The 20,547-nt window shown below is 70.2% G+C and carries 15 protein-coding genes and 1 pseudogene; 8 read left to right on the top strand and 8 right to left on the bottom strand.

The genetic code is table 11. The features are described 5' to 3' along the window. Positions 1-2: 2 nt before the first annotated feature. From OG302_RS00555 to OG302_RS00540, 4 genes are all read left to right on the top strand, one after another. A complete protein-coding gene (locus OG302_RS00555) occupies positions 3-521 on the top strand; it encodes a 4'-phosphopantetheinyl transferase superfamily protein (protein WP_371524723.1) in 519 nt (172 codons plus the stop codon). A 100-nt stretch (positions 522-621) separates the two neighbouring features. Continuing rightward, complete coding sequence (locus tag OG302_RS00550; protein WP_371524721.1) at positions 622-2,160, top strand: APC family permease; 1,539 nt, start codon at positions 622-624, stop codon at positions 2,158-2,160. 44 nt (positions 2,161-2,204) lie between these two features. Then, positions 2,205-3,890: a pyridoxal-dependent decarboxylase gene (locus OG302_RS00545; protein ID WP_371524719.1), complete on the top strand. Its 1,686-nt coding sequence runs from the start codon at positions 2,205-2,207 to the stop codon at positions 3,888-3,890. Between the two features lie 68 nt (positions 3,891-3,958). Then, positions 3,959-4,915: a chlorinating enzyme gene (locus tag OG302_RS00540; RefSeq protein ID WP_371524717.1), complete on the top strand. Its 957-nt coding sequence runs from the start codon at positions 3,959-3,961 to the stop codon at positions 4,913-4,915. A 5-nt stretch (positions 4,916-4,920) separates the two neighbouring features. Here the strand turns inward: OG302_RS00540 and OG302_RS00535 are convergent. The 8 genes and pseudogenes from OG302_RS00535 to OG302_RS00500 form a co-directional block, all read right to left on the bottom strand. Continuing rightward, positions 4,921-5,920: pseudogene (locus OG302_RS00535) on the bottom strand (beta-ketoacyl-ACP synthase III). Then, positions 5,920-7,692 (bottom strand): fatty acyl-AMP ligase, encoded by a 1,773-nt coding sequence (locus tag OG302_RS00530; RefSeq protein WP_371524715.1) that lies wholly within the window; start codon positions 7,690-7,692, stop codon positions 5,920-5,922. The pseudogene OG302_RS00535 and the gene OG302_RS00530 overlap by 1 nt, the downstream one beginning before the upstream one ends. Before the next feature lie 54 nt (positions 7,693-7,746). Next, positions 7,747-8,676 carry an alpha/beta hydrolase gene (locus OG302_RS00525; RefSeq protein WP_371524713.1) on the bottom strand — a complete coding sequence of 310 codons (930 nt, stop codon included), beginning with the start codon at positions 8,674-8,676 and terminating at the stop codon, positions 7,747-7,749. Between the two features lie 22 nt (positions 8,677-8,698). Then, positions 8,699-9,733: an aldo/keto reductase gene (locus OG302_RS00520; protein WP_371524711.1), complete on the bottom strand. Its 1,035-nt coding sequence runs from the start codon at positions 9,731-9,733 to the stop codon at positions 8,699-8,701. 28 nt (positions 9,734-9,761) lie between these two features. Next, complete coding sequence (locus tag OG302_RS00515; RefSeq protein WP_371524709.1) at positions 9,762-10,757, bottom strand: 3-oxoacyl-ACP synthase III family protein; 996 nt, start codon at positions 10,755-10,757, stop codon at positions 9,762-9,764. Positions 10,758-10,765: 8 nt separating this feature from the next. After that, positions 10,766-11,833 (bottom strand): ketoacyl-ACP synthase III family protein, encoded by a 1,068-nt coding sequence (locus OG302_RS00510; RefSeq protein WP_371524707.1) that lies wholly within the window; start codon positions 11,831-11,833, stop codon positions 10,766-10,768. Between the two features lie 185 nt (positions 11,834-12,018). Next, positions 12,019-13,620 (bottom strand): acyl-CoA carboxylase subunit beta, encoded by a 1,602-nt coding sequence (locus tag OG302_RS00505; RefSeq protein ID WP_371524705.1) that lies wholly within the window; start codon positions 13,618-13,620, stop codon positions 12,019-12,021. 218 nt (positions 13,621-13,838) lie between these two features. Further along, positions 13,839-14,561 (bottom strand): TetR/AcrR family transcriptional regulator, encoded by a 723-nt coding sequence (locus OG302_RS00500; protein WP_371524703.1) that lies wholly within the window; start codon positions 14,559-14,561, stop codon positions 13,839-13,841. A 130-nt stretch (positions 14,562-14,691) separates the two neighbouring features. On the opposite strand from OG302_RS00500, the gene OG302_RS00495 reads away from it, so the two are divergent. The 4 genes from OG302_RS00495 to OG302_RS00480 all read left to right on the top strand — a co-directional run bounded on the left by OG302_RS00495 (position 14,692) and on the right by OG302_RS00480 (position 20,450). After that, on the top strand, positions 14,692-16,140 hold the full coding sequence (locus OG302_RS00495) for an MFS transporter (RefSeq protein ID WP_371524701.1): 1,449 nt from the start codon (positions 14,692-14,694) through the stop codon (positions 16,138-16,140). A 219-nt stretch (positions 16,141-16,359) separates the two neighbouring features. After that, positions 16,360-16,962, top strand: coding sequence for a response regulator transcription factor (locus tag OG302_RS00490; protein WP_371524699.1), 603 nt, complete (start codon positions 16,360-16,362; stop codon positions 16,960-16,962). 335 nt (positions 16,963-17,297) lie between these two features. Then, on the top strand, positions 17,298-18,788 hold the full coding sequence (locus tag OG302_RS00485) for an AMP-binding protein (RefSeq protein WP_371524697.1): 1,491 nt from the start codon (positions 17,298-17,300) through the stop codon (positions 18,786-18,788). A 3-nt stretch (positions 18,789-18,791) separates the two neighbouring features. After that, a complete protein-coding gene (locus OG302_RS00480; protein ID WP_371524695.1) occupies positions 18,792-20,450 on the top strand; it encodes a BTAD domain-containing putative transcriptional regulator in 1,659 nt (552 codons plus the stop codon). Positions 20,451-20,547 lie beyond the last annotated feature (97 nt).

The following is a 20,547-nucleotide window of genomic DNA, read 5'->3' as shown; positions in this document are numbered from 1 at the left end:
CAATGGAGACGTCTCCGGTGCCGGCGCCCCACGGACCGGCCGAGCAGTTCGTGGCCGGACGTCGTGCGGCCGCCGCGGCACTGGCCGCAGCCGGATCGCTCCAGCGGACGGTGCCACGGGCCCGAGACGGCAGACCACTCTTCCCCCGGGGGTTCGCCGGTTCGATCTCCCACACCGACCGGCTCGCGATCGCCGCGGTGGTCCCCGGTGCCGAGGCCGTCGGCGTCGACATCGAGTCCGCGGTCATCACCCCGCGCATGGCCGCGTTCCTCCTGCGGGAACAGGAGCGGCGTCTGCTGCTCGCCCCGATCGGGCCCTACACCGCGCGCGACCTGTTCGCCGCCAAGGAGGCCGCCTTCAAGGCGATGAACGGCATCGACACGCTGGAGGAGTTCCTGTTCTGGCAGATCGACCTCAAGCAGTCCGACGGCGCGTTGATCGCGACGTACCGCGGCGAATCGGTGCCCCTGTGGACGCGCGCGGAGGCGGATCTCTCGTTCGCCGTGGCGATACGGCGCTGAAGCCCATGGATCTGCCCACTCGCCCTCATACGCGCGTGATCCTCCTACGAGCGTGATCCTCCGCTCGGTTCCATGCCGTTGTCCTCATCTGGAGACCTTCATGACCAGCACACCTCTGCCCGAGGGGGGCGCACGCTTTCAGCGCACGCTGACCACTCCGAAGATCGTGTTCATCATCATCGCCGCGGCCGCCCCCCTGGCCGCGATGGTGTTCACCGTCCCGCTCGCCTTCGCCATCGGCACCGGCCCCGGTGTGCCGGCCATGTTCCTCTTCGCGGGCCTGACCCTGCTGTGCTTCTCCGCCGGATATGCCGCCATCGCACGGCGGATCAGCCACATGGGCGGCTTCTACACCCATATCGCGCACGGCCTCGGCCGCCGGGCGGCGGCCGGGTCGGGACTGCTCGCGGTCCTCGCCTACAACGCCGCCACGGTCGGGGTGCTCGGCGCCTTCGCCTACTTCACCCAGAGCGTGGCCGCGGCGCACGGCCTCGACCTGCCCTGGCAGCTGTGGGCGGGACTCGGCTTGCTCCTGGTCGCCATGCTCGGCCACCGCGAGGCCAACCTCAGCGCCCGGCTGCTGTCCATCTGCATGGTGTGCGAGATCGCCATCCTGGTCGCACTGGACATCGCCGTCCTGGTCCGTCACGGCGGCGCGGCTCTGCCTTCCGCCTCCTTCGTCCCGCACGAGGTGTTCGCCCCCGGGCTCGGGGTCTCCGTGATGTTCGGCTTCGCTTCGTTCCTCGGCTTCGAATCGGCCGCCCTGTACGGCGAGGAGGCCAAGGCGCCGCACCGCAGCGTGCCCCGCGCCACCGTCATCGCCGTGCTGACGGTCGCCTCGTTCTACGCCCTGACCAGCTGGGTCGCAGTCGGCGCTCTGGGACCCGAGCGGGTGGCCGCCCAGGCCCAGGGACACCTCGGCGACCTGTTCTTCCTGCTCAGCGACAGCTACCTGGGCCATCCGGCCACCGTCACCATGCAGGTCCTGCTGTGCACCAGCCTGTTCGCCGCCTGGCTGGCGCTGCACAACGCCGCCAACCGGTACATGTACGCCCTCAGCCGCGACGGGCTGCTGCCCTCCGCCCTCCACTCCACGCACGCGGGGCACGGCTCCGTGCACCGGGCCAGTCTGGTCCAGTCCCTCATCAGTGCCGTGGTGGTCGCCTTGTTCGCGCTCGCGGGTCTCGACCCGTACGTGAACATGTCGACCAGCATGCTGGGCCTTGGCACCCTCGGCATCATCCTGCTGCAGGCCGTGGCCTCGGTGGCCGTGATCGGCTACTTCCGCAATCGGCGTGAGGGACGCTGGGCGACGGTCATCGCGCCCGCCCTGGGGGCCCTGGGGCTGATCACCGCAGCGGTTCTGGTGGTGTCGAACTTCGACGTGCTGACCGGCACCACCGAACCCGCCGTCACCGCCCTGCCGTGGCTCCTGCTGGTGGCCGGCGGCCTCGGCGTCGCCCATGCCTCCTGGCTGCGCCGGGCCCACCCGGACCGGTACGCACGCCTGGGCGGCGCAGCCGAGCCGGCGGCGCCCCCCACCGCCGTCCCGGCCCCCACCGCCCCGGCCCCCACCGCCCCGGCCCCCACCGCCCCGGCCGGGGACCCTTCCGGCAGCCTCTCCCAAGCCGCGCCGTGACTCCCACCGGATCGGGGAGCCGCGCAGTGAAAGGACCAGCTCCAATGCCTCGTGAAACCGAGACGCATGCAGACATCCCCTTCGGTCCCGAAGACACGCCGTGGCAAAAGACCTTCAGCGGCCTGCGGGTCGTCGGCGGCCGCCCCTACGGCACGCCCCCGTCCTCCGACCCCCGTACGGCCTACATCGGCGTTCCCGAAGTGCCGCACCACAAGGTGCAGTTGCCGCCCACCGGACTGGACCCGGAGCAGTACACCGAAGCCGAGGAGCTGTTCCGCCGCCACATAGACACCCAGACGCGCAACTTCGCCGGCTACCAGGTCACCAGCGCCCTCGACTACGAAGCACGCCTGGGGCACTACCTCAACCGGCACCTGAACAACGTCGGAGACCCCTACCAGTCCAGCTCGTACACGCTCAACTCCAAGGTCCTGGAGCGGGCCGTACTCGACTACTTCGCCTCACTGTGGCACGCGAAGTGGCCGCACGATCCACAGGACCCCGAGTCGTACTGGGGCTACGTCCTGACCATGGGCTCCAGCGAAGGGAACCTGTACGGCCTGTGGAACGCACGGGACTACCTGTCGGGCAAGCCCCTGCGCACGCACCCCGGCCGGCCCGACCGGGCGGCCTTCGAGCAGGCACGGCGCGGCGAAGGCCCGCATGCCTACCATCCGGTGGCGTTCTTCTCCGAAGACACCCACTACTCGCTGACCAAAGCCGTACGCGCGCTGGACATCGACACCTTCCACGCCCTGGGCTCCACGCGCTACCCCGACGAGAACCCCCTCGCACCAGGAACCCCCTGGCCGCGGGAGGTGCCCTCCACCGAGCACGGCGCCATCGACATCGAGCAGCTCGCCCTCCTGGTGCGGTTCTTCGCCAGCCGTGGCTACCCGATCCTGGTCAGCCTCAACTACGGGTCCACCTTCAAGGGCGCGTACGACGACGTCGAGACGGTGGCCGACACGGTGCGCGCCATCTGCGCCGAATACGGGCTGGACAACCGCAGCGTCCCCCGCGACCGCGACCGCGGCACGGACAGCGACGGTGACCAGCGGTCGGGGTTCTGGCTGCACGTCGACGGGGCACTGGGGGCCGGCTACGCGCCCTACCTGGAGATGGCCCGGGACGCCGGCATGGTGGAGCAGGCACCGCCGGCTTTCGACTTCAGGATCCCCGACGTGCACTCACTGACCATGAGCGGCCACAAATGGATGGGGACACCGTGGGCGTGCGGAGTGTTCATGACCCGCACCGGACTGCAGATGGCCCCGCCGAGGTCATCGGAGTACATCGGCGCGGCCGACACCACCTTCGCGGGCTCCCGCAACGGCTTCTCCTCGCTGCTGATGTGGGACTATCTGGCCCGTCACTCCTACGACGACCAGGCCCGGCTGGCGGCCGAGTGCGACGGCCTCGCCGCCTACACGCATGAGCAACTACTGCTGCTGCAACAGCAGTTGGGCCACGACCTATGGGTGGCCCGCAGCCCGCAGTCGCTGACGGTGCGGTTTCGCCAGCCGCACGCGGACATCGTCCGCCGCTACTCCCTTTCCAGCGAAACCGTGCACGTCCAGGGCGCCGCACGCGCCTACGTCCACCTGTACGCGATGCGCCACCTCACCAGGCAACGCGTCGACGAGCTCATCGGCGAGCTGCGCCAGCCGGGCGCCTTCCCCCTGGCCCCGCCCGCGGACAGCACCGCCGGCCAACGACTGCCGCAATGACCTCGAGACGGGGACGGGCCTGAGCGCCCGGCCCCGGAGCGTGTCTTGAGCCCACACCGAGGAGGAACATGTCCGCTCAACAGCACGACTTCCGGCTCACCGCCGACGAGGTGGCGCAGTTCCACCGCAACGGATACGCGGGCCCCTTCACCCTCTACGCACCCGAGGAGATCGAGCGGGAGTGGGCCCAAACCCGCCAGGACCTCACCGACCGCAGCGGCGCGGTGTACCGGGAGGAATCCGATGGCCCGGGGACGGCGAACCTGTCCAACTACGACCGGCACCTCGACAACGCCTTCCTCGCCGACCACATCACCCAGCCGCACATCGTGGACCGGGTCGCCTCCGTGCTCGGCCCGGACGTGCTGTGCTGGCGCTCGGACTTCTTCCCCAAGTACCCGGGGAACGAGGGCACGGACTGGCACCAGGCCGCCACCTTCGCCAACGCCTGCGGCCGGCCCCAGGTCCAGTGGCCGCAGGGATCCGAGCCGGGCGGCTCGCTCACCGTGTGGTGCGCGTTCAGCGACGCCACCGCCGACATGGGCGGCCTGCAGTTCATCCCCGGCACGCACCGCACCATGTACTACGACGAGACCAAGCCGATGCGCTACGACCCCGACCGGAACATCTCCGTGCTCAAGCACGGGGTCCGGCGCGGCTTCTTCGGCTACGACTACCGCGAACTCCAGATCGACCCGGCCTGGCAGCCGGACGAGTCCAGGGCCGTGTCCGTGGACATGCGGGCCGGGCAGTTCGTCATCTTCTCGTCGCGTCTCCTGCACGCCTCCCACCCGCACAGCGGCCGGACCAGGCGGATGCGCATGGGCTTCTCGGCGCGCTATGTCCCCACGTCCGTACGGGTCTACCCCGGCGCCTCGGAGGTCGAGGAGTACGGCGGACGGGCGAGCCTCGAACGGTATGGGACGGTCCTGGTCAGCGGCGAGGACCGCTTCGGCCACAACCGCATCGCCGCGAGCACCACCACCGGCCGTGCCTTCCGCCGCCGTGGCGTGCCCGTCAGCTGAGGCCGTCAGGGCAGGACCACGACCTGGGCGGCGTGGGTCAGGCCCGCGCCGAATCCGACGAGCAGGGCCAGGCCGCCGCTGGGGACGGCCCCCTGGGACATCAGCTGGTCGAGGGCCAGCGGGATCGACGCGGCCGAGGTGTTCCCGGCGGTGACGACATCCTTGGCGACGACCGTGTGCGGGGCGAGGCCCAACGACGTGGCGGCGGCGTCGATGATGCGGCCATTGGCCTGGTGGGGGACGAACGCGTCGAGGTCGGCGACCTCCACACCCGCTTCATCGAGGGCCTGCCGGGAGATTTCCGGCACGGTCCGGGTCGCCCAGCGGAACACCTCGGGACCGGCCATCCGCAGATACGGCCACGGGGCCCGCGCGCTGCGGACATCCAGCCAGCTGCGGTCGTGGGCGATCATGTGGTGCCGCTCGCCGTCCGCCCCCCCAGACCACCGGGCCGAAGCCGGGGGAGCCGGACGGGCCCACCACGACCGCGCCCGCGCCGTCCCCGAAGAGGAACGCGGTGCCGCGGTCCCTCGGATCGACGATGTCGCTCATCTTCTCGGAGCCGACCACCACGACGTGGCGCGCATCGCCGGAGCGCACCAGCGCATCGGCCAGCCCCAGAGCGTAGGAGAAGCCCGAGCAGGCGGCACTGACATCCAGGCTGCCTGCGCCGCGGGCGCCCAACAGCCCGGCCACTCGGGGCGCGGCGGCCGGCGCCTGCTCCAGGAAGGACATGGTCGCCACCAGCACCATGCCGACCTCGGCGGGCTGGATGCCCGCCTGGGCCACCGCCTTGCGGGCCGCCTCCGCGGCCATCGTGACGACTGTCTCGTCCGGTCCCGCGAACCGCCGGGAAGTGATCCCGCAACGGCGGCGGATCCACTCGTCGCTGGAGTCGATGCGGGCGCAGATCTCGTCGTTGCCCACCACGCGGGTCGGCCGGTACACGCCGACACCCAGGATGCGCGCCCCGGGCGGGCGCTCGGCCGGACGCAGGGCGCCCATCACGTTCCCGCCCCGGCGGCCGCCGCTGCGGGCACGCTCACGACGGGCAGGTCGCCGTTCTCGTAGCGCCGCTTGCACGCCCGGCGCTGTACTTTCCCGCTGGAGGTCTTCGGCACGGTCCCGCGCCGCACGACGAGCACCTCGTCCGGGGTGATCCGATTGCGCCCCCGTACGGCCTCGTGCACCCGCCGGCATATCTCCTCGGCGCCCAGGGAGTTCAGCAGCCGGCCATCGGCCTCGACGAGCACGACGAGCCGCTCACGCTCACCGTCCTCGCTGGAGAAGGCGGCCGCGCAGTTGGGATGGGCGCCCGGGATCGCCAGCTCGGCGGAGAGCTCGATGTCCTGCGGATAGTGGTTGCGTCCCTTGCGGATGATGACGTCTTTCAGGCGCCCGGTCACAAACAGTTCCCCCTCGTGCAGAAACCCGAGGTCCCCGGTGCGCAGCTGGGGTATGCCGGACAGCTCCGGGTTGGTGACCCGGGCCTGGAACGTCTCCTCGGTCGCCTCGGCGCGCCCGTGGTAACCCCGCGCCACACAGGGGCCGTTGATCCAGATCTCGCCGACCTGCCCGTCGGCCAGGAGGCGGTGCGTGGCGGGGTCGACGATGCCCACCCGGGTGCGGCCGACCACGCTGCCGCTGCCGACCAAGGGGACGGCGTCGGCGGCGCCGTCACCGACGGGCTGCGCGGTGCCGTTGCGCAGCGCCTCGGCGGACAGCCACAGGACGGTGGGCTCCTGGTCCTGGCGGGAGCCGGTGGCCTTGAGGGTGTTCTCCGCCAGGCCGTAACCGGGGCACATGGCACGCGGGTCGAAGCCGTGCGGCGCGAACGCGTCGGTGAACGCGCGCAGGGTGGTCCAGCGCACCGGCTCGGCGCCGTTGGCGGCCACGCGCCAGCGGGAGAGATCGCCCACGGCAGCGGTCTTGCCCTCCGCGGCCGCCCGTACGCACAACTCGTAGGCGAAGCTGGGCGCGGCGGCGTGCGTGCCGCCGAACCGGGCCAGGGCCTCCAGCCAGCGGGCCGGGCGGCGGATGAATGACTCCGGGGCCATCAGGTACGAGGGTATGCCCGCCCACAGCGGCATGACGACGCCGAACAGCATGCCCATGTCATGGAAGAGCGGCAGCCAGTTGACGACGGTGCCGCCCGGCTCGCACGGCCACAGCTCGTCGCTCTCCACCACATTGGCAAGGAAGTTGGCGTGAGTGACCATGACGCCCTTGGGGTCGCCGGTGGAGCCGGACGTGTACTGCAGCAGCGCGATGTCCTCGGGGCCCGGAAGGGTCGGCCCGACGGCGTCCGGGTCATAGTGCAGCGCGTCGGTGGCGATGAGCCTCAGACCGCTCAACTCCGCCATGTCACCGAAGCGTTCACGCATCTCGCGCGCGACCTCCGCGGTGGTCAGGACGGTCGAGGTCCCGGCGTCGTCGGCGATCCGGCGCAGCCGCTCGACCTCCTCGCGCCGCCGGGGCACCTGCACCGGAGCGCTGGCCATGCGCGCGTACATGCACCCCAGCAGTGTCCGGACGAACTCCAGGCCGGAGGGGTAGAGCAGCACGGCGCTGGCTCCCGAGAGGCCCTCGGCCGCGAACGCAGCCGCTCGCATGCGGGCATCGCCGTGCAGGCGGCCGTAGGTCAAGGTCTCCTGGGGGTCCTCGCCGTTGAGCAGGAAGACATAAGCGGTCCGGTCGGGCTGCTTCTCGCCGCGCAATCGCAGGGCGTCCGCCAAGGTGTGCACGTCCACGGTCGAATACGGTCCTGTGCTGGTCACGGGTCAGATCTCCTCATGCGTGCAGGGACTTCGAGCGGGGTGAGGTCGTCGGGGCTACTGCGCCATGGGCATCGAGGCCAGCATGTGTTCCACCGCCGCCAGCACATTCCTCGTCGCCACCGCGGCTGCCGGGACGATGTCGGCCATGAGGAGATATCCGTGCACCAGGCCCGGAGCGGGCACATGGTGCACCTCGACGCCGTCGGCAGCCAGCCGCACCGCAAGCTCGACACCCTCGTCGTGCAGCGGGTCGAACTCGGCCGTGCCGATCACCGCGGGCGGCAGCCCGCGGTGATCGGCACTGAGCAGATCGATCTCCGGATCGGTGCGGTGCGCCGGGTCCGGCACGTACTGGTCGTAGTACCAGTGCAGGTCCTCGACCTGCGAGAGGTACCCCGAGCCGTACTTGCGGGCGGACTCCGACCGCAGCTGAGGATCGGCCGGCGGGTACACCAGCAGCTGAGCGGCGAAACCGATGCCGCCGTGGTCACGGTGGTGCATGGCGATCCCCATGGCCAGGGCCCCGCCCGCGCTGTCCCCGGCGATCACATGGTGGCGGCCGGGGAAGGCGCGCTCCGCCCACTCGGACGCGGCGATGCCGTCCCGCAGTGGACCGGGGTGGGGATGCTCGGGCGCGCGCCGGTAGTCGACGGAGACGACGACCGCGCCGAGGACGGAGGCGATGGCACGGCACACCGGGTCGTGCGTGTCGACGTCACCGACCGTCCAGCCGCCCCCGTGCAGGTACGTCACCAGACGCCCCCGGTCGGTGGGCGGCAGATACGTCCGGACGCCGAACTCACCGTCGCCGGCGTCGATCAGCTGGTCCTTCGTCTCGATGCCCGCATGCCGCGCGGTCGCGCGGCGCACATGCGCCGCCTGCGCGGCATAGCGCTCGCGCAGCTGTGCCAAGGGGAGCGCGCTCGCCGGTTCGGGTCGGCTGCCGGCCTGCCATTGGATCAAGGCGCGGACGAAACGGTCCATGGCCAAGAGGGCTCTCCTTGAGTCACACCAGCGGAGGATTCAACGGTTTGAATCCGCGTAGCCGGCTGTACATGTGGTACGGGTACGGCGCGGTGACCGAGCTGACCTTGTCGAGCCGGGACAACTGCTCGGCGTCCAACTGCCAGCCGATCGCGCCCAGGTTGTCCCGCAGCTGCTGTTCGTTGCGCGCACCGATGATGACCGTCGCCACTGTCGGCCGGGTCAGCAGCCAGTTCAGAGCCACTTGAGGAACGGTCCGGTCCGTCTCGGCGGCGATGTCATCGAGCACGTCGACCAGGTCGTAGAGCCGTTCGTCGTCGATGGGCGGAGCGGCCGCGGCGGTCCGATGCAGCCGGCTTGCCTCCGGCAGCGGCTGGCCCCGGCGGATCTTCCCGGTCAGGCGGCCCCAGCCCAGCGGGCTCCAGACCACCGCGCCGATGCCCTGGTCGTGGGCGAGCGGCATGAGCTCCCACTCGTAGTCACGGCCGGCGAGCGAGTAGAAGACCTGGTGCGCGACGTACTTGGAGAATCCGTGCCGGTCGGCGGCGGCCAGCGATTTCATCAGCTGCCAGCCGGCGAAGTTCGACGCCCCCACGTAGCGGATCTTGCCCGAGCGGACCAGGTCGTCCAGCGCCGCGAGTGTCTCCTCGACCGGGGTGCCGGAGTCGAAGACGTGCAACTGGAACAGGTCGATGTGGTCGACGCGCAGCCTGCGCAGCGAACCCTCGACCGCCTTGATCAGCCGAGACCGCCCCGTACCCATCTCATGGGGACCGGAGCCGGTGGGCGTGCCCGTCTTGGTCGACAGCAGCACCCGGTCCCGGCGCCCGGCGATCGCCGCACCGAGCAACTCCTCCGACTTGCCCTCCGAGTACACGTCCGCGGTGTCGAACATCGTCACACCGGCGTCCAGACAGATGTCGACCATGCCCCGCGCCTGCTGCTCGTCGGTGTCGCCCCAGGCGCTGAACAGGCTGCCGCGGCCGCCGAAGGTGGCCGCGCCCAGACTCAGTACCGGGACGTGCAGTCCGGAGGCTCCGAGCCGTCGGTATTCCATGACCGTCTCCTCTCCAGCGACTCCGCGGTCACCAGTCGATCAGCGTGAGGGAGACGGCGAACCCGCCGCCCATGCCGAGCATCAGGACGCGATCGCCCCGGCGCAGCGCCCCGGAGCGGGCCGCCTGGTCGAGGGTGAGCGGGACCGACGCGGAACCGACGTTGCCGAACTCGCCGACCGTGCGGTGCAGCGTGGCGCCCGGCAGGTCGAGCTTCGACCACAGGTCGTCGAGCATGACTCCGTTGGCCTGGTGCGGGACGACATGGGCGATGTCGGCAGGCAGCACCTCACAGTCGTGCAGGAACTGCTTCACGAGGCCGGGCACCGTATTGATGATGAAGTCCCGGACGGTGCGTCCCTCCATCGAGAAGTACTGCAGACCCGCGTCGTGCGCTGCCGGATCGTAGGGCTGCCGGCTGCCGCCCGCCGGTACGACGACGAGGTCGGACATGTCGCTGTACATGTGGAACGCCGTTGTACGGATCGCACGGTCACCATCGCCCGGCCCGATGACCGCGGCGCCGGCGCCGTCGCCGAAGAGGATCACGGTCTTCTTGTCCGCCGGGTCGAGGATCTGCGAGTACAGGTCGGCGCCGATGACCAGACCGTAGCCGCCGGACTTGGCGATGATCCCGTGGGCCACGTCCAGGGCGAAGGAGAAGCCGGCGCAGACCGCGTTGACGTCGAAAGCCGAGACGCCGGGCGTGGCCCCGCCCAGGTTCTGGTGCACGAACACCGCGGTGGCCGGCTGCTTGTGGTCCGGGGTCGAGGTGGCGACGACGATGGTGGACAGCTGGTCAGCCGTGATTCCCGCGGCCTCTAGGGCTCTGCGCGCGGCGCCGGTGGCCAGGTCGGAGGTGGCCTGCCCCGGTTCGGCCCAGCGGCGCTCGTGGATGGCGGTCTTCCGTACGATCCAGGCGTCGTCGACCCCGGCGGGCGTACCGACCTCGGTGTTGGACACCACACGGTCCGGGACGTACGACCCGGTGCCGAGTATCGCGACAGGTGCTGAAGGCACAGGCATGGGCGAACTCATTCCGTGACGTCGGCGGGCAGGGCGAAGTCCGTGGTGGCCTCGGGCCACTCGGGTACCGAATCGATCTCCAGCACCGCCACAGTCAGCGAGTAGCCGCCGCCGGCACTGACCAGGAGCACCAGATCGCCCTCATGGACGTGCTTCTTCTCCACGAGCCGTGCCACGCCCGCGAGCAGGTCGCCCGCGCCCAGGTGCCCGGTGTAGCGGCCCCAGTCCATCAGCGAGCGGTCGGCCGTGATGCCCAGCGGCTGGAGGAACTGGGCGTCCATCAGGCCGTGCCCCATGTTGGGCATCAGGATCTTGGCGAAGTCGTCCAGCTTGTGCCCGGTCTTGTCGAGCACCGAGCGGACGATGTCCTGCAGCGCCACCTCGGCGCGCTGCATCACCGACTCCTTGCCGACCTTGGCCAGGTAGGACTTCTTGGGCGCGCGCAGATCGTCGACCTTGGGCTGCGGGGCAGTGGTGAAGGGATGGTTCCCGCGGTGCAGCGGCTCCAGCGAGGCGTCGGTGTACGACTCGACGGCGTGGATGCGGGCGAAACCGCCGGCGGTGGACAGAACCATGGCCGTGGCCCCGTCACCGACGACGATGCCGTACGCGCCCCGCCACCGGTCCATGCCGGGCAGGCAGAACCGGTCCGACGTGGTGATCATGGCGCTCGTGCCGCGGCCGGCCTGGAGCTGCGACATGGCCAGGTCCATCGCGACCATGCCGCCGTTCGACAACTGCTGCACGTTCACCGCGAAGGCGTTGGTGACGCCCAGCTCCCGCTGGATGTAGGGGGCGGAGGTCCAGCAGTAGTCACGGCCCTGGTGATACACCGACGCGTGTACGAGCACGTCGAGCCGGCCGCCGGCCACGTGCGCGGCACGGTCGAGCGCGCGCCGCGCCGCGAATGCCGCCATGTCGGGGACCGAGGTCTCGTCCGCGACGACGGGCAGACAGACCATCTTGTTCTCTTCGAAATCCTCGGCAGCGTACTTGCCTGCGGCCACTGCTTCCCTTGCCGATTCGGCGGGCGGAATCCAGGCGGCTGCCGACGCGATGTAGACAGGAGCGGTCATTCTTCACTTCCTCCGAGTTCGATGCCCGCGGATAGAATTCCTCCGCCGGAATGAAATTCACGCTACCAGCGCCGCCCCGATGGTCCGCATATTAAATCCTCACGCCTTGTGCTCGATATTGCACAGTCGTGATATGGCGGCCGACCGCGTTATCGATGGGTGAGCAATTGATCTCGCCGGGCGGATCACAGGGGGATGTTGCCCCGCAGCGTCCGCGGGGCGAGAGCCGATTCGTTGCGCAGCGCGCGCAGAGCCCCGGCGATGTGCGTGCGCGTGGACGAAGGGGTGATGACCGCGTCGATGAAGCCGAGGTCGGCCGCCACGTACGGCGTGCAGTAGCGGTCCTGGTACTCCCGCTCCAGCTCCGCGCGGACCGCCTCGATGTCGCCGCCCTCGGCCTGCACCTGTGCGAGGTGGCGGCGGTGCACGATGCTCGTCGCGCCCTGCGCCCCCATGATCGCGATCTCCGCGGTGGGCCAGGCCAGGTTGACGTCGGCGCCGAGGTGCTTGGAGCCCAGCACGTCGTACCCGGCGCCGTACGCCTTGCGCGTGATCACGGTGACCATGGGGACCGTCGCCTCCGCATAGGCGTAGATCAGCTTTGCGCCGCGCCGGATGATCCCGCTCCACTCCTGGGTGGTGCCGGGCAGGAAACCGGGCACGTCCACGAACGTCAGGATCGGCACGTTGAACGCGTTGCAGGTCCGCACGAAGCGCGCCGCCTTCTCGGCGGCGTCGATGTCCAGGCAGCCGGCGAAGTGCAGCGGCTGGTTGGCGACGACGCCGACGCTACGCCCCTCGATGCGGGCGAAGCCCACGAGGATGTTGCGCGCGAACAGCTCCTGGACCTCCAGGAACTCACCGTCGTCCACCACGCCTTCGATCGCCTCGTGCATGTCGTACGGCTCGGTGGGGGAGTCCGGGATCAGCGAGTTCAGCCTCTTCTCGAGGTCCTGCGGCGCGCGGTCGACCAGCGGCTTGCCCGTCCTGTCCATGGCGTCGAAGACCGGGGCCTCGGTGGCGTTGTTGTCGGGCAGGTGGGACAGCAGCACCCTGACGTAGGAGATGGCGTCCTCCTCGTCCTCGCCCAGGTAGTGCACGTTTCCCGACTTCGTGCTGTGCGTCCTGCCGCCGCCGAGGTCCTCGAAGCCGACGTCCTCGCCGGTGACCGTCTTCACCACGTCGGGGCCCGTGATGAACATGTGCGAGGTCTGGTCGACCATGACCACGAAGTCGGTGAGCGCGGGGGAGTACGAGGCGCCGCCCGCGCAGTACCCCATGATCAGCGAGATCTGCGGGATCTGGCCCGACGCCTGCACGTTGCGCTGGAAGATCTCCCCGTACATCGCCTGGGACTCCACACCCTCCTGGATGCGGGCACCGCCCCCGTCGTTGATGCCGATGAGCGGCCGTCCCGACTTCATCGCCAGTTCCATGATCTTCAGGATCCGGCGGCCGTGCACCTTGCCGAGCGAGCCTCCCTTGTAGCTCGCGTCCTGGCTGAAGACACAGACGGTGCGGCCGTCGACGTCCCCGTATCCGGTGATGACGCCGTCGCCGTACTCGCCGTCCGTGTCCGCCTCGGACTCGGGGCGGGCGAACCGGTCGATCTCGACGAAGGAACCGGGATCCATGAGGAGATCTATGCGCTCCTGAGCGGTCAGCCTCCCCTTTGAATGCTGCTTCTCGGCCATCCGGACCGAGCGTGCGGCAATGGCTTCACGGCGTCGATGCAGGTCGTCGATCGCATCCCGCATGCTGCCCATTTTGGCCCTCCACCGGTTCATCAATGGCCCCCGGTCCTGATGGGGATTTGGATGATATATCTCGGGGTCGGGCGCGGGCACGCGAAAATGAATTACCAATACAGATGTCTGAGGAATTCATAAAATTCTGTGCAGGATGCATGCGGGGTGCGGGCGGGCGGAATTCGAGGAGTGGATTCGTTACGCTCGCGACGGCCGTGCTCGGACGTTCAACTGCCCATTGAAAAACAGTTGAACGGTCAGTTCGGCTCCGCATCCGATGTTTTCGGTGTTCCCGATGTCTCCAGGGCCTGTGCGAGCAGGCCGTCGACGAAGGCCCGAAGCCCCTGCGCGAAGGTGTCCTGTCCGGCCAGCGCCCCCCACCGGTCGGCGATGGCGGCCAGGTGCGGGAGCCGGGCCGGGCTGTCGGTGTTGCCGAAGTAGGCGTTGAGGCCGGCAGGGTCCCGCTCGTCCATCTCGCGGTGGCGGGTGTGCGTGCGCACCAGGATCTCGCCGACCGTGTAGTACCAGATGCTGCGAAAGATCTGGACGGACTGCTCGGGGGTGCATCCGGCGTCGACGACTCCGGCCAGGACCGCCTCGACCAGCGACAGGAACGAGTCGCCGAGCCGGGCGATGAACCCGTCGGTGGTGAGAACCTCCGCCGCCCAGGGCCACGCCGCCAGACCGTCGTGGATCGCGACGCCGGCCGTGATGATCCGCTCCCGCGGTTCGCTCGGCATCTCGGGATGCGGAATCTGCTCCGCGTACTCGTGGATCAGCAGGAACAGCAGGTCGTCCTTGGCCCGCACATGCGAGTACAGGGTCGTCGGCGCGACACCGATCTCGGCCGAGAGCCGGCGGATCGTGAGCTTCTCCCAGCCGTACTCGTCGATGAGCCCACGCGCCGCGGCCAGGATCTGCTTGCGGGAGGTCAGCGGGGGGCGGCCGACGGGCCGGCGTGGTTCGTTCGATCGGGGCATCGCCCCATCATGCCCGCCGCGACACCCCGTGTATGACCTGCGCGGTCGACACCCAGCGGCCACCGCTGCTAATTTCAGAACGCATTCGGAAATTCGACTGGCACGACCGGACAAAGAGGGGCTGGGTGCGGTGGCAAGTACGCAAGTAGCGAGTGGGAAGACAATCGTCGCGAGCGGCGCGCGGCCGGGGACCACCCTCGCCGCCGTCTCCGTCGTGCAGTTCATGGTGTCGCTGGACCTGACGGTGGTGAACGTCGGGCTCCCTCGCATCGGCAGCGGGCTCGGCTTCAGCGAGGTGGGCCTGACCTGGGTGATCCACGCCTACGCCCTGACCTTCGGTGGCCTGCTCCTGCTGGGCGGCAAGATCGCCGACCGGTACGGGCACAAGCGCGTGATGCTGTTCGGGCTCGGCCTGTTCGGCCTCGCCTCGCTCGTCGGCGGCCTCGCGCAGGCCCCCGGCCAGCTGGTGGCCGCCCGTGCCGCGCAGGGCGTCGGTGCCGCCGCACTGGCGCCGGCCGCGCTGGCGCTGCTGGCCTCGACCTTCCCCGGTGGCAAGGAGCGGGTGAAGGCCTTCGGCATCTGGAGCGCGGTGAACGCCGCCGGCGGCGCCGTCGGCGTCCTGGCCGGCGGCCTGCTCACCCAGTACGCGGGCTGGCAGTGGGTGATGTACATCAACCTGCCGATCGCCGCCCTCGCGCTGGCCCTGGCCTGGCGCGGCATCGCCCAGGACGGCCCGGCCGGGCGCCGCGGCCGTCCGGACGTGCTGGGCGCCGTGCTGGCCACCTCGGGGGCGGCCCTGCTCGTGTTCGGTGTGGTCCGCACCGATCAGAACGCGTGGACCTCGGCGACCACCCTGACCACCCTGACGATCGCCGTCGCCCTCCTGGCCGCGTTCGTCCAGGTCGAGCGGACCACCAAGCGTGACCCGCTGATCCGCCTCGGCCTGCTCGCCAACCGCTCGGTGGCGGGCGCCAACCTCTACGCGCTCCTGTTCGGCGGCGCCATGGCCTCGGCCCTGTACTTCGTCTCCCTCTATCTCCAGCGGGTGCTCTCCAGCAGCCCGGCCCGGACCGGAGTCGAGTTCCTGCCGTTCACGCTGGGCGTCGTCGTCGGCTCCACCCTCGCGGTGAAGCTGGGCTACAAGTTCGCCCCGCGGTCCGTCCTGATCACCGGCGGCACGCTGGCCGCGCTGGGCTTCGCCTGGTTCGGCCTGTTCCGCGCGGACGGTTCGTTCCTGGTCGACGCCCTCGGTCCGTCGATCCTCGCCAGTGTCGGCATCGGGCTGTGCCTCGCGCCGGCTGTCTCCATCGCCACCGGTGGCGTCGCGCCCCACGAGGCGGGTGCCGCCTCCGGCGTGCTGAACAGCACACGCCAGATCGGTGCCTCGCTGGGCCTCGCTGCCCTCGGAACCGCGGCCAATGCCCGCACCGGAGAAGTGGTCACGCCCGCCAGCCTCACCGACGGGTACGCGCTCGGCATGTTCGCAGGCGCCGGCCTCCTCGTCTGCGCCGTCCTCATCGCGGTCTTCGTCCTGCCACGGCCCGGCCAAACCACCGCCGCGGGAGCGCAGAAGTCGTGACGTGACGACCAGCGAGCGCCACTCGTCCGGTACTTGCTCGATGAATACGGTGAACGCGGCCCCTGGCGATCGGGTTCTTCCCCGCCCCGATCGTGAACAGGGGCCGTTTTCGTGCCTTGCCGAAAGGAATCCAGGCGTCTCTATAGACGGCATGCAGAGTTCACCCAGTCGCGCTGCCCACAATGACGAGTTGTCCGAGGAACTACTCAGGGGGCTTGCATGGGAATCGATGTTCTGGTGTCTGATGACCTGCATCTGTCCGGCTTCGCGCTGGCCGCACTGCTCGACCGGGACGAGGAAGTCCGCGTCGTCGGCCCGGTGGAAAGCAACTTTGCCGCGCTGCAGTTCGCCGAGACCTATCGGCCGGATGTGGCGGTCATCAGCTTCGAGGGTGAGGACAGCGACGCGGTCTCTGTCGCCGAGAAGATCGCGAATCTGGGCTGTCGGAGCATGCTGCTGGCCACGGCGGTGACGCGGTCGATCGTCCGCCAGGCCTTCGCGGGCGGCATCGCCGGCATCGTCGAGCGCAGCGTGTCACCACGCCAGTTCGTCGATGCCATCCACCGCGTGCATCAGGGCGAGAGGGTCTTCGACGCGGAGCTGACCGTGGCGGCGCTGAGCAACAGCGACTGCCCGCTCAGCGCGCGCGAGTTCTCCGTGCTCGAGCACGTCGCCCGGGGGGACACGGTCCCCGAGATAGCGGCCCGGATGCATCTCTCGCAAGGCACCGTGCGCAACTACCTCTCCTCCATGGTGACAAAGCTGGGGGCACGCAACCGAATCGACGCGTTGCGCATCGCACGGGACTCGCGCTGGATCTGACCAACAGAAAGAAAACCGGGTGCCGGGATGGATGACAACTCCCCCTGACTCGCGCTCTGTTGAATCCCATGGACGTTCAACTGCTCATGAAGAAGCAGTTGAACGTCCGCCCTCTTACGGCCCGTGCGAGGGGGCTGGTTGAAGCCACGTGGTGTGTGTTTCTAATGGGTGCGCACTTTACAGAGACACGGCGGCAAAAACATAGCGCCGAACCGGTTTGTTAATCCCGGGGGACCGCGCCGCGCAGGGCGATTTCCTGCTGAATGCGCGCCGGCTCGGTGAATCGACTCGTACGGCTCCCCGACCCCTGCGACGCATTCAGGATTGGGTTCGACATGGCTACCTCGGTCAAGGTGAGTGAAGGCAGGACGTCCCGGTGCGGCGGGAGCGGTGCCGGCATCGCCGCGACGGTCCTCGACGTCATCGGCGACCGGCTTGCGTCGTATCGCGGCACCGAGGCGGTCAACCGCGGTGGCGCGGAGGGACTTTCCTGCACCGCGCTGTGGGAGCGCGCCGAAGCGATAGCCGGGGAACTGGCGGACGCCGGGGTGCGGCGCGGGCACGTCGTGTCCGTCCTGCTGCCCCGGACGACCGACACGGTCGCCGCGCTGCTCGGCGTCTGGCTGGCCGGGGCCGTCTACGTACCGCTGGATCCGGCGTTTCCCGCCGAGCGGACCGAGTACATCCTGCGCGACTGCGGCAGCACCGTCCTGCTGACCCACTCCGGTCTCGGCGAGCCTTTCGCCGCAATGGGTCGAATCGGTCGAATGGGTCCGATGGGCCCTCACGTCATCGCACTGGACGCACCGCTGCGGCACACGGGCCGCCGCCCCCGTGCCGCGTCGGTGCGTCCGGCCGTCGGTGACCTCGCGTACATCGTCTATACGCCGGGTTCGCCCGGCCGCCCCAAAGGCGTTCAGGTCACCCACCGGTCGCTGCTCAACTGCACCCTGCGGATCGCGGAGATGCTGCGGCTCGGCCCCGGAGACGTGGTCACCAACGTCGTCAGCCCGGCGCTCGGCGCGTCGTTGACCGACTATCTGGTGCCCCTGCTGAGCGGCGCCGGCATCTGCCTGGCGCCCCAGGACGCCCTGGCCGACGCGGGGCGACTGGGCCGGATCATCGAGGACAGCGGCACCACCGTCCTGCAGGCCCCGCCCGTCACCTGGCAGATCCTGCGGGAGGGCGAGTGGTGTCCGTCCGGCGCCTTCACCGCCCTGAGCGGCGGCCAGGCACTGCCCGCCGACCTGGCCGCCTGGATCCGCGACCGCTGCACCACAGGCATCCATCTGTACGGTCCCGCGGAGACGACGATCTGTGTCTCGGCGCAGGACCTGTCCCTCGTCGACCTCGCCGCGGTGCACACCGTCCCCCTGGGCGCCCCGATCGCAGGCGTCACCCTCCACGTCCTGGACGAGGACGGCGCCCTCGCGCCGGCCGGCGTCCCGGGCGAGCTGTGCGTGTCCGGGGTGGCGTTGGCGCGCGGCTATCTGAACCGGCCCGCGGAGACCGGGCGCGTGTTCGTGCCGCACCCCTTCCGCCGCGGCGAGCGCATGTACCGCACCGGCGACCTGGTGCAGCGCCACCGCAACGGGTCCCTGGAACTTCTCGGGCGCATGGACCACCAGGCGGCCCTCACCGGCAACCCCGCCTTTCGGAACGGGTCCGGCCCACTGCTCGCCGACCGGCCGGGCACCATCAACCCCCGGCTCGGCAGTACCACGTTGACCCCGGGAACCGGTGACGGCACCAACGTCGTCGCCGGCACGGATCAGCTCCCGGAGCCGGCCCGCAACCGTGCGGACTGGTACGTCAGGAGGCGGTGATCCATGGCGACCACGGGAGCGGCCTTGCGCATTCAGCTCCTCGGGCCGGTACGTGCCTGGCGCGACGGGGCGGAGATGGCGCTGGGTCCGCCCAAGCAGCGGGCGGTACTGAGCCTGCTGGCGAGTCGGCCGGGCGACATCATGGGCGTGGAGAACATCGTGGACGCGGTGTGGGGCAGCGACGTCCCGCAGACGGCCGTGAACGGTGTGCACACCTATGTGGCAGGGCTGCGCCGGGTGCTGGAGCCCGGACGGGCCGGGCGGGCGGGCGGCACGGTGCTCACCTCCGAGTCCGGCGGGTACTGCCTGCGGGTGGACCCCGCGGACGTGGATGTCACGCGCTTCACCCGGACTCTGGGTGAAGCGCGCAGATCACGCGGTCGGGGTGACGTCGATGCCACGCTGCGGCTGTACGAGCAGACCCTGGCGTACTGGCACGGCGAGGCGCTGTTCAGGATCCCCGGCCCCTTCGCCGCGGTGGAGCGCGACCGGCTGCGGGACCTGCGGCTGACGGCCGTGGAGGAGCGGGCCGCCGACATGCTGGCGGCCGGTCACCACGCCGAGCTGGTCACCGAACTGCCGGGAACGGTGTCCGAGGAACCGCTGCGCGAGAGGCTGCGCTGGCTGCTGATCCTCGCGCTCTACCGCAGCGGGCGCCGGGCCCACGCGCTGTGGATGTACGAGGAGATCCGGGATCTGCTGATCCGGGAACTCGGCATAGAGCCCGGTGTCGACCTGCGCACGCTCCACGAGCAGATCCTGTCCGGGCACCCCGAACTCCTCGCGCCCGGCGGCGACACCGGCTCTCCGCGTGCCGCGCACCCCGGGCGGCTGCTGCGCGGCACACCCAGACCGGTCCAACTCCCGTCCCTGCCACGCGGGTTCGTCGGCCGCACCGAGGAACTGGCGCGGCTGGAGCAGGCAGTGCGGGGCGAGAGCGCCCGCGGTGGCCCGACGACGCCGGCCGTGGTGGTCGGCGGCGCGCCAGGCGTGGGCAAGACGGCGCTCGTGCTGCAACTGGCACACCGCCTGGTCGACTGCTTCCCCGACGGACAGTTGTACGTGGACCTTCGGGGCGCCGACCTGGAGGGGGGCCCGGCGAGCGCCGCGGACGCCCTGGCGCAACTCCTGGGCAGCCTGGGCGTGGACGGCGCACGGGTGCCGCCGGATTCGGCCGCCCGCACTGCCCTCTACCGGAGTCTGCTGCACGGCCAGCGGATGCTGGTGGTGCTGGACGACGCGCACAGTGCCGAGCAGGTGCGGCCGCTCATCCCGCGAGGTTCGTCCGGTGTCCTGGCCACGAGCCGGCAGCACCTCGGCGGGCTCGCGACGGACGAGGGCGCGTACCTGGACACGATCGGGCCGCTGACCGTCGGGGAGGGCGCGCGGCTGCTGGCCCTGCTCAGCGGGGGGCGGCTGGAAGAGCGGAACCCGGCCGCCGAGCGGCTGGTGGCGCTGTGCGGGGGGCTCCCGCTGCCGCTGCGCATCGTCGCCCAGTGGCTCGCGGCCCATCCCGGTGCCCCGCTGAGCGCACTGATCGAGCGGTATACCGACGTACTTGGCCGCGTCGAACCGGTCTCGGCCTTGAACGGTGCGGCGATGGACGGCGCGGTGGTGGACGGCGCGGTGGTGGACCTGTCCCGTGTCGTCGAGGCGTCGTGATCCGACCCGCGAAGCGGTTGGACGAGTTCCGCTCCAGTGCCGCTTGAGCCCGACTAGTAAAAACAGGGCGGTCGGTTTCTTTGTGGGTATCGTCTTG

Source organism: Streptomyces sp. NBC_01283 (genome assembly GCF_041435335.1).
GTDB lineage: Bacteria > Actinomycetota > Actinomycetes > Streptomycetales > Streptomycetaceae > Streptomyces.
The sequence above is the reverse complement of the archived record's forward strand: the minus strand, read 5'-3'. Positions and strand labels throughout refer to the sequence as shown.

Coding starts and splice junctions, on each gene's coding strand:
- OG302_RS00555 (WP_371524723.1), top strand. CDS start 3: ATGGAGACGTCTCCGGTGCCGGCGCCCCACGGACCGGCCGAGCAGTTC.
- OG302_RS00505 (WP_371524705.1), bottom strand. CDS start 13,620: ATGAACCGGTGGAGGGCCAAAATGGGCAGCATGCGGGATGCGATCGAC.
- OG302_RS00515 (WP_371524709.1), bottom strand. CDS start 10,757: ATGCCTGTGCCTTCAGCACCTGTCGCGATACTCGGCACCGGGTCGTAC.
- OG302_RS00525 (WP_371524713.1), bottom strand. CDS start 8,676: ATGGACCGTTTCGTCCGCGCCTTGATCCAATGGCAGGCCGGCAGCCGA.
- OG302_RS00500 (WP_371524703.1), bottom strand. CDS start 14,561: ATGCCCCGATCGAACGAACCACGCCGGCCCGTCGGCCGCCCCCCGCTG.
- OG302_RS00545 (WP_371524719.1), top strand. CDS start 2,205: ATGCCTCGTGAAACCGAGACGCATGCAGACATCCCCTTCGGTCCCGAA.
- OG302_RS00490 (WP_371524699.1), top strand. CDS start 16,360: ATGGGAATCGATGTTCTGGTGTCTGATGACCTGCATCTGTCCGGCTTC.
- OG302_RS00485 (WP_371524697.1), top strand. CDS start 17,298: ATGGCTACCTCGGTCAAGGTGAGTGAAGGCAGGACGTCCCGGTGCGGC.
- OG302_RS00540 (WP_371524717.1), top strand. CDS start 3,959: ATGTCCGCTCAACAGCACGACTTCCGGCTCACCGCCGACGAGGTGGCG.
- OG302_RS00510 (WP_371524707.1), bottom strand. CDS start 11,833: ATGACCGCTCCTGTCTACATCGCGTCGGCAGCCGCCTGGATTCCGCCC.
- OG302_RS00550 (WP_371524721.1), top strand. CDS start 622: ATGACCAGCACACCTCTGCCCGAGGGGGGCGCACGCTTTCAGCGCACG.
- OG302_RS00520 (WP_371524711.1), bottom strand. CDS start 9,733: ATGGAATACCGACGGCTCGGAGCCTCCGGACTGCACGTCCCGGTACTG.
- OG302_RS00480 (WP_371524695.1), top strand. CDS start 18,792: ATGGCGACCACGGGAGCGGCCTTGCGCATTCAGCTCCTCGGGCCGGTA.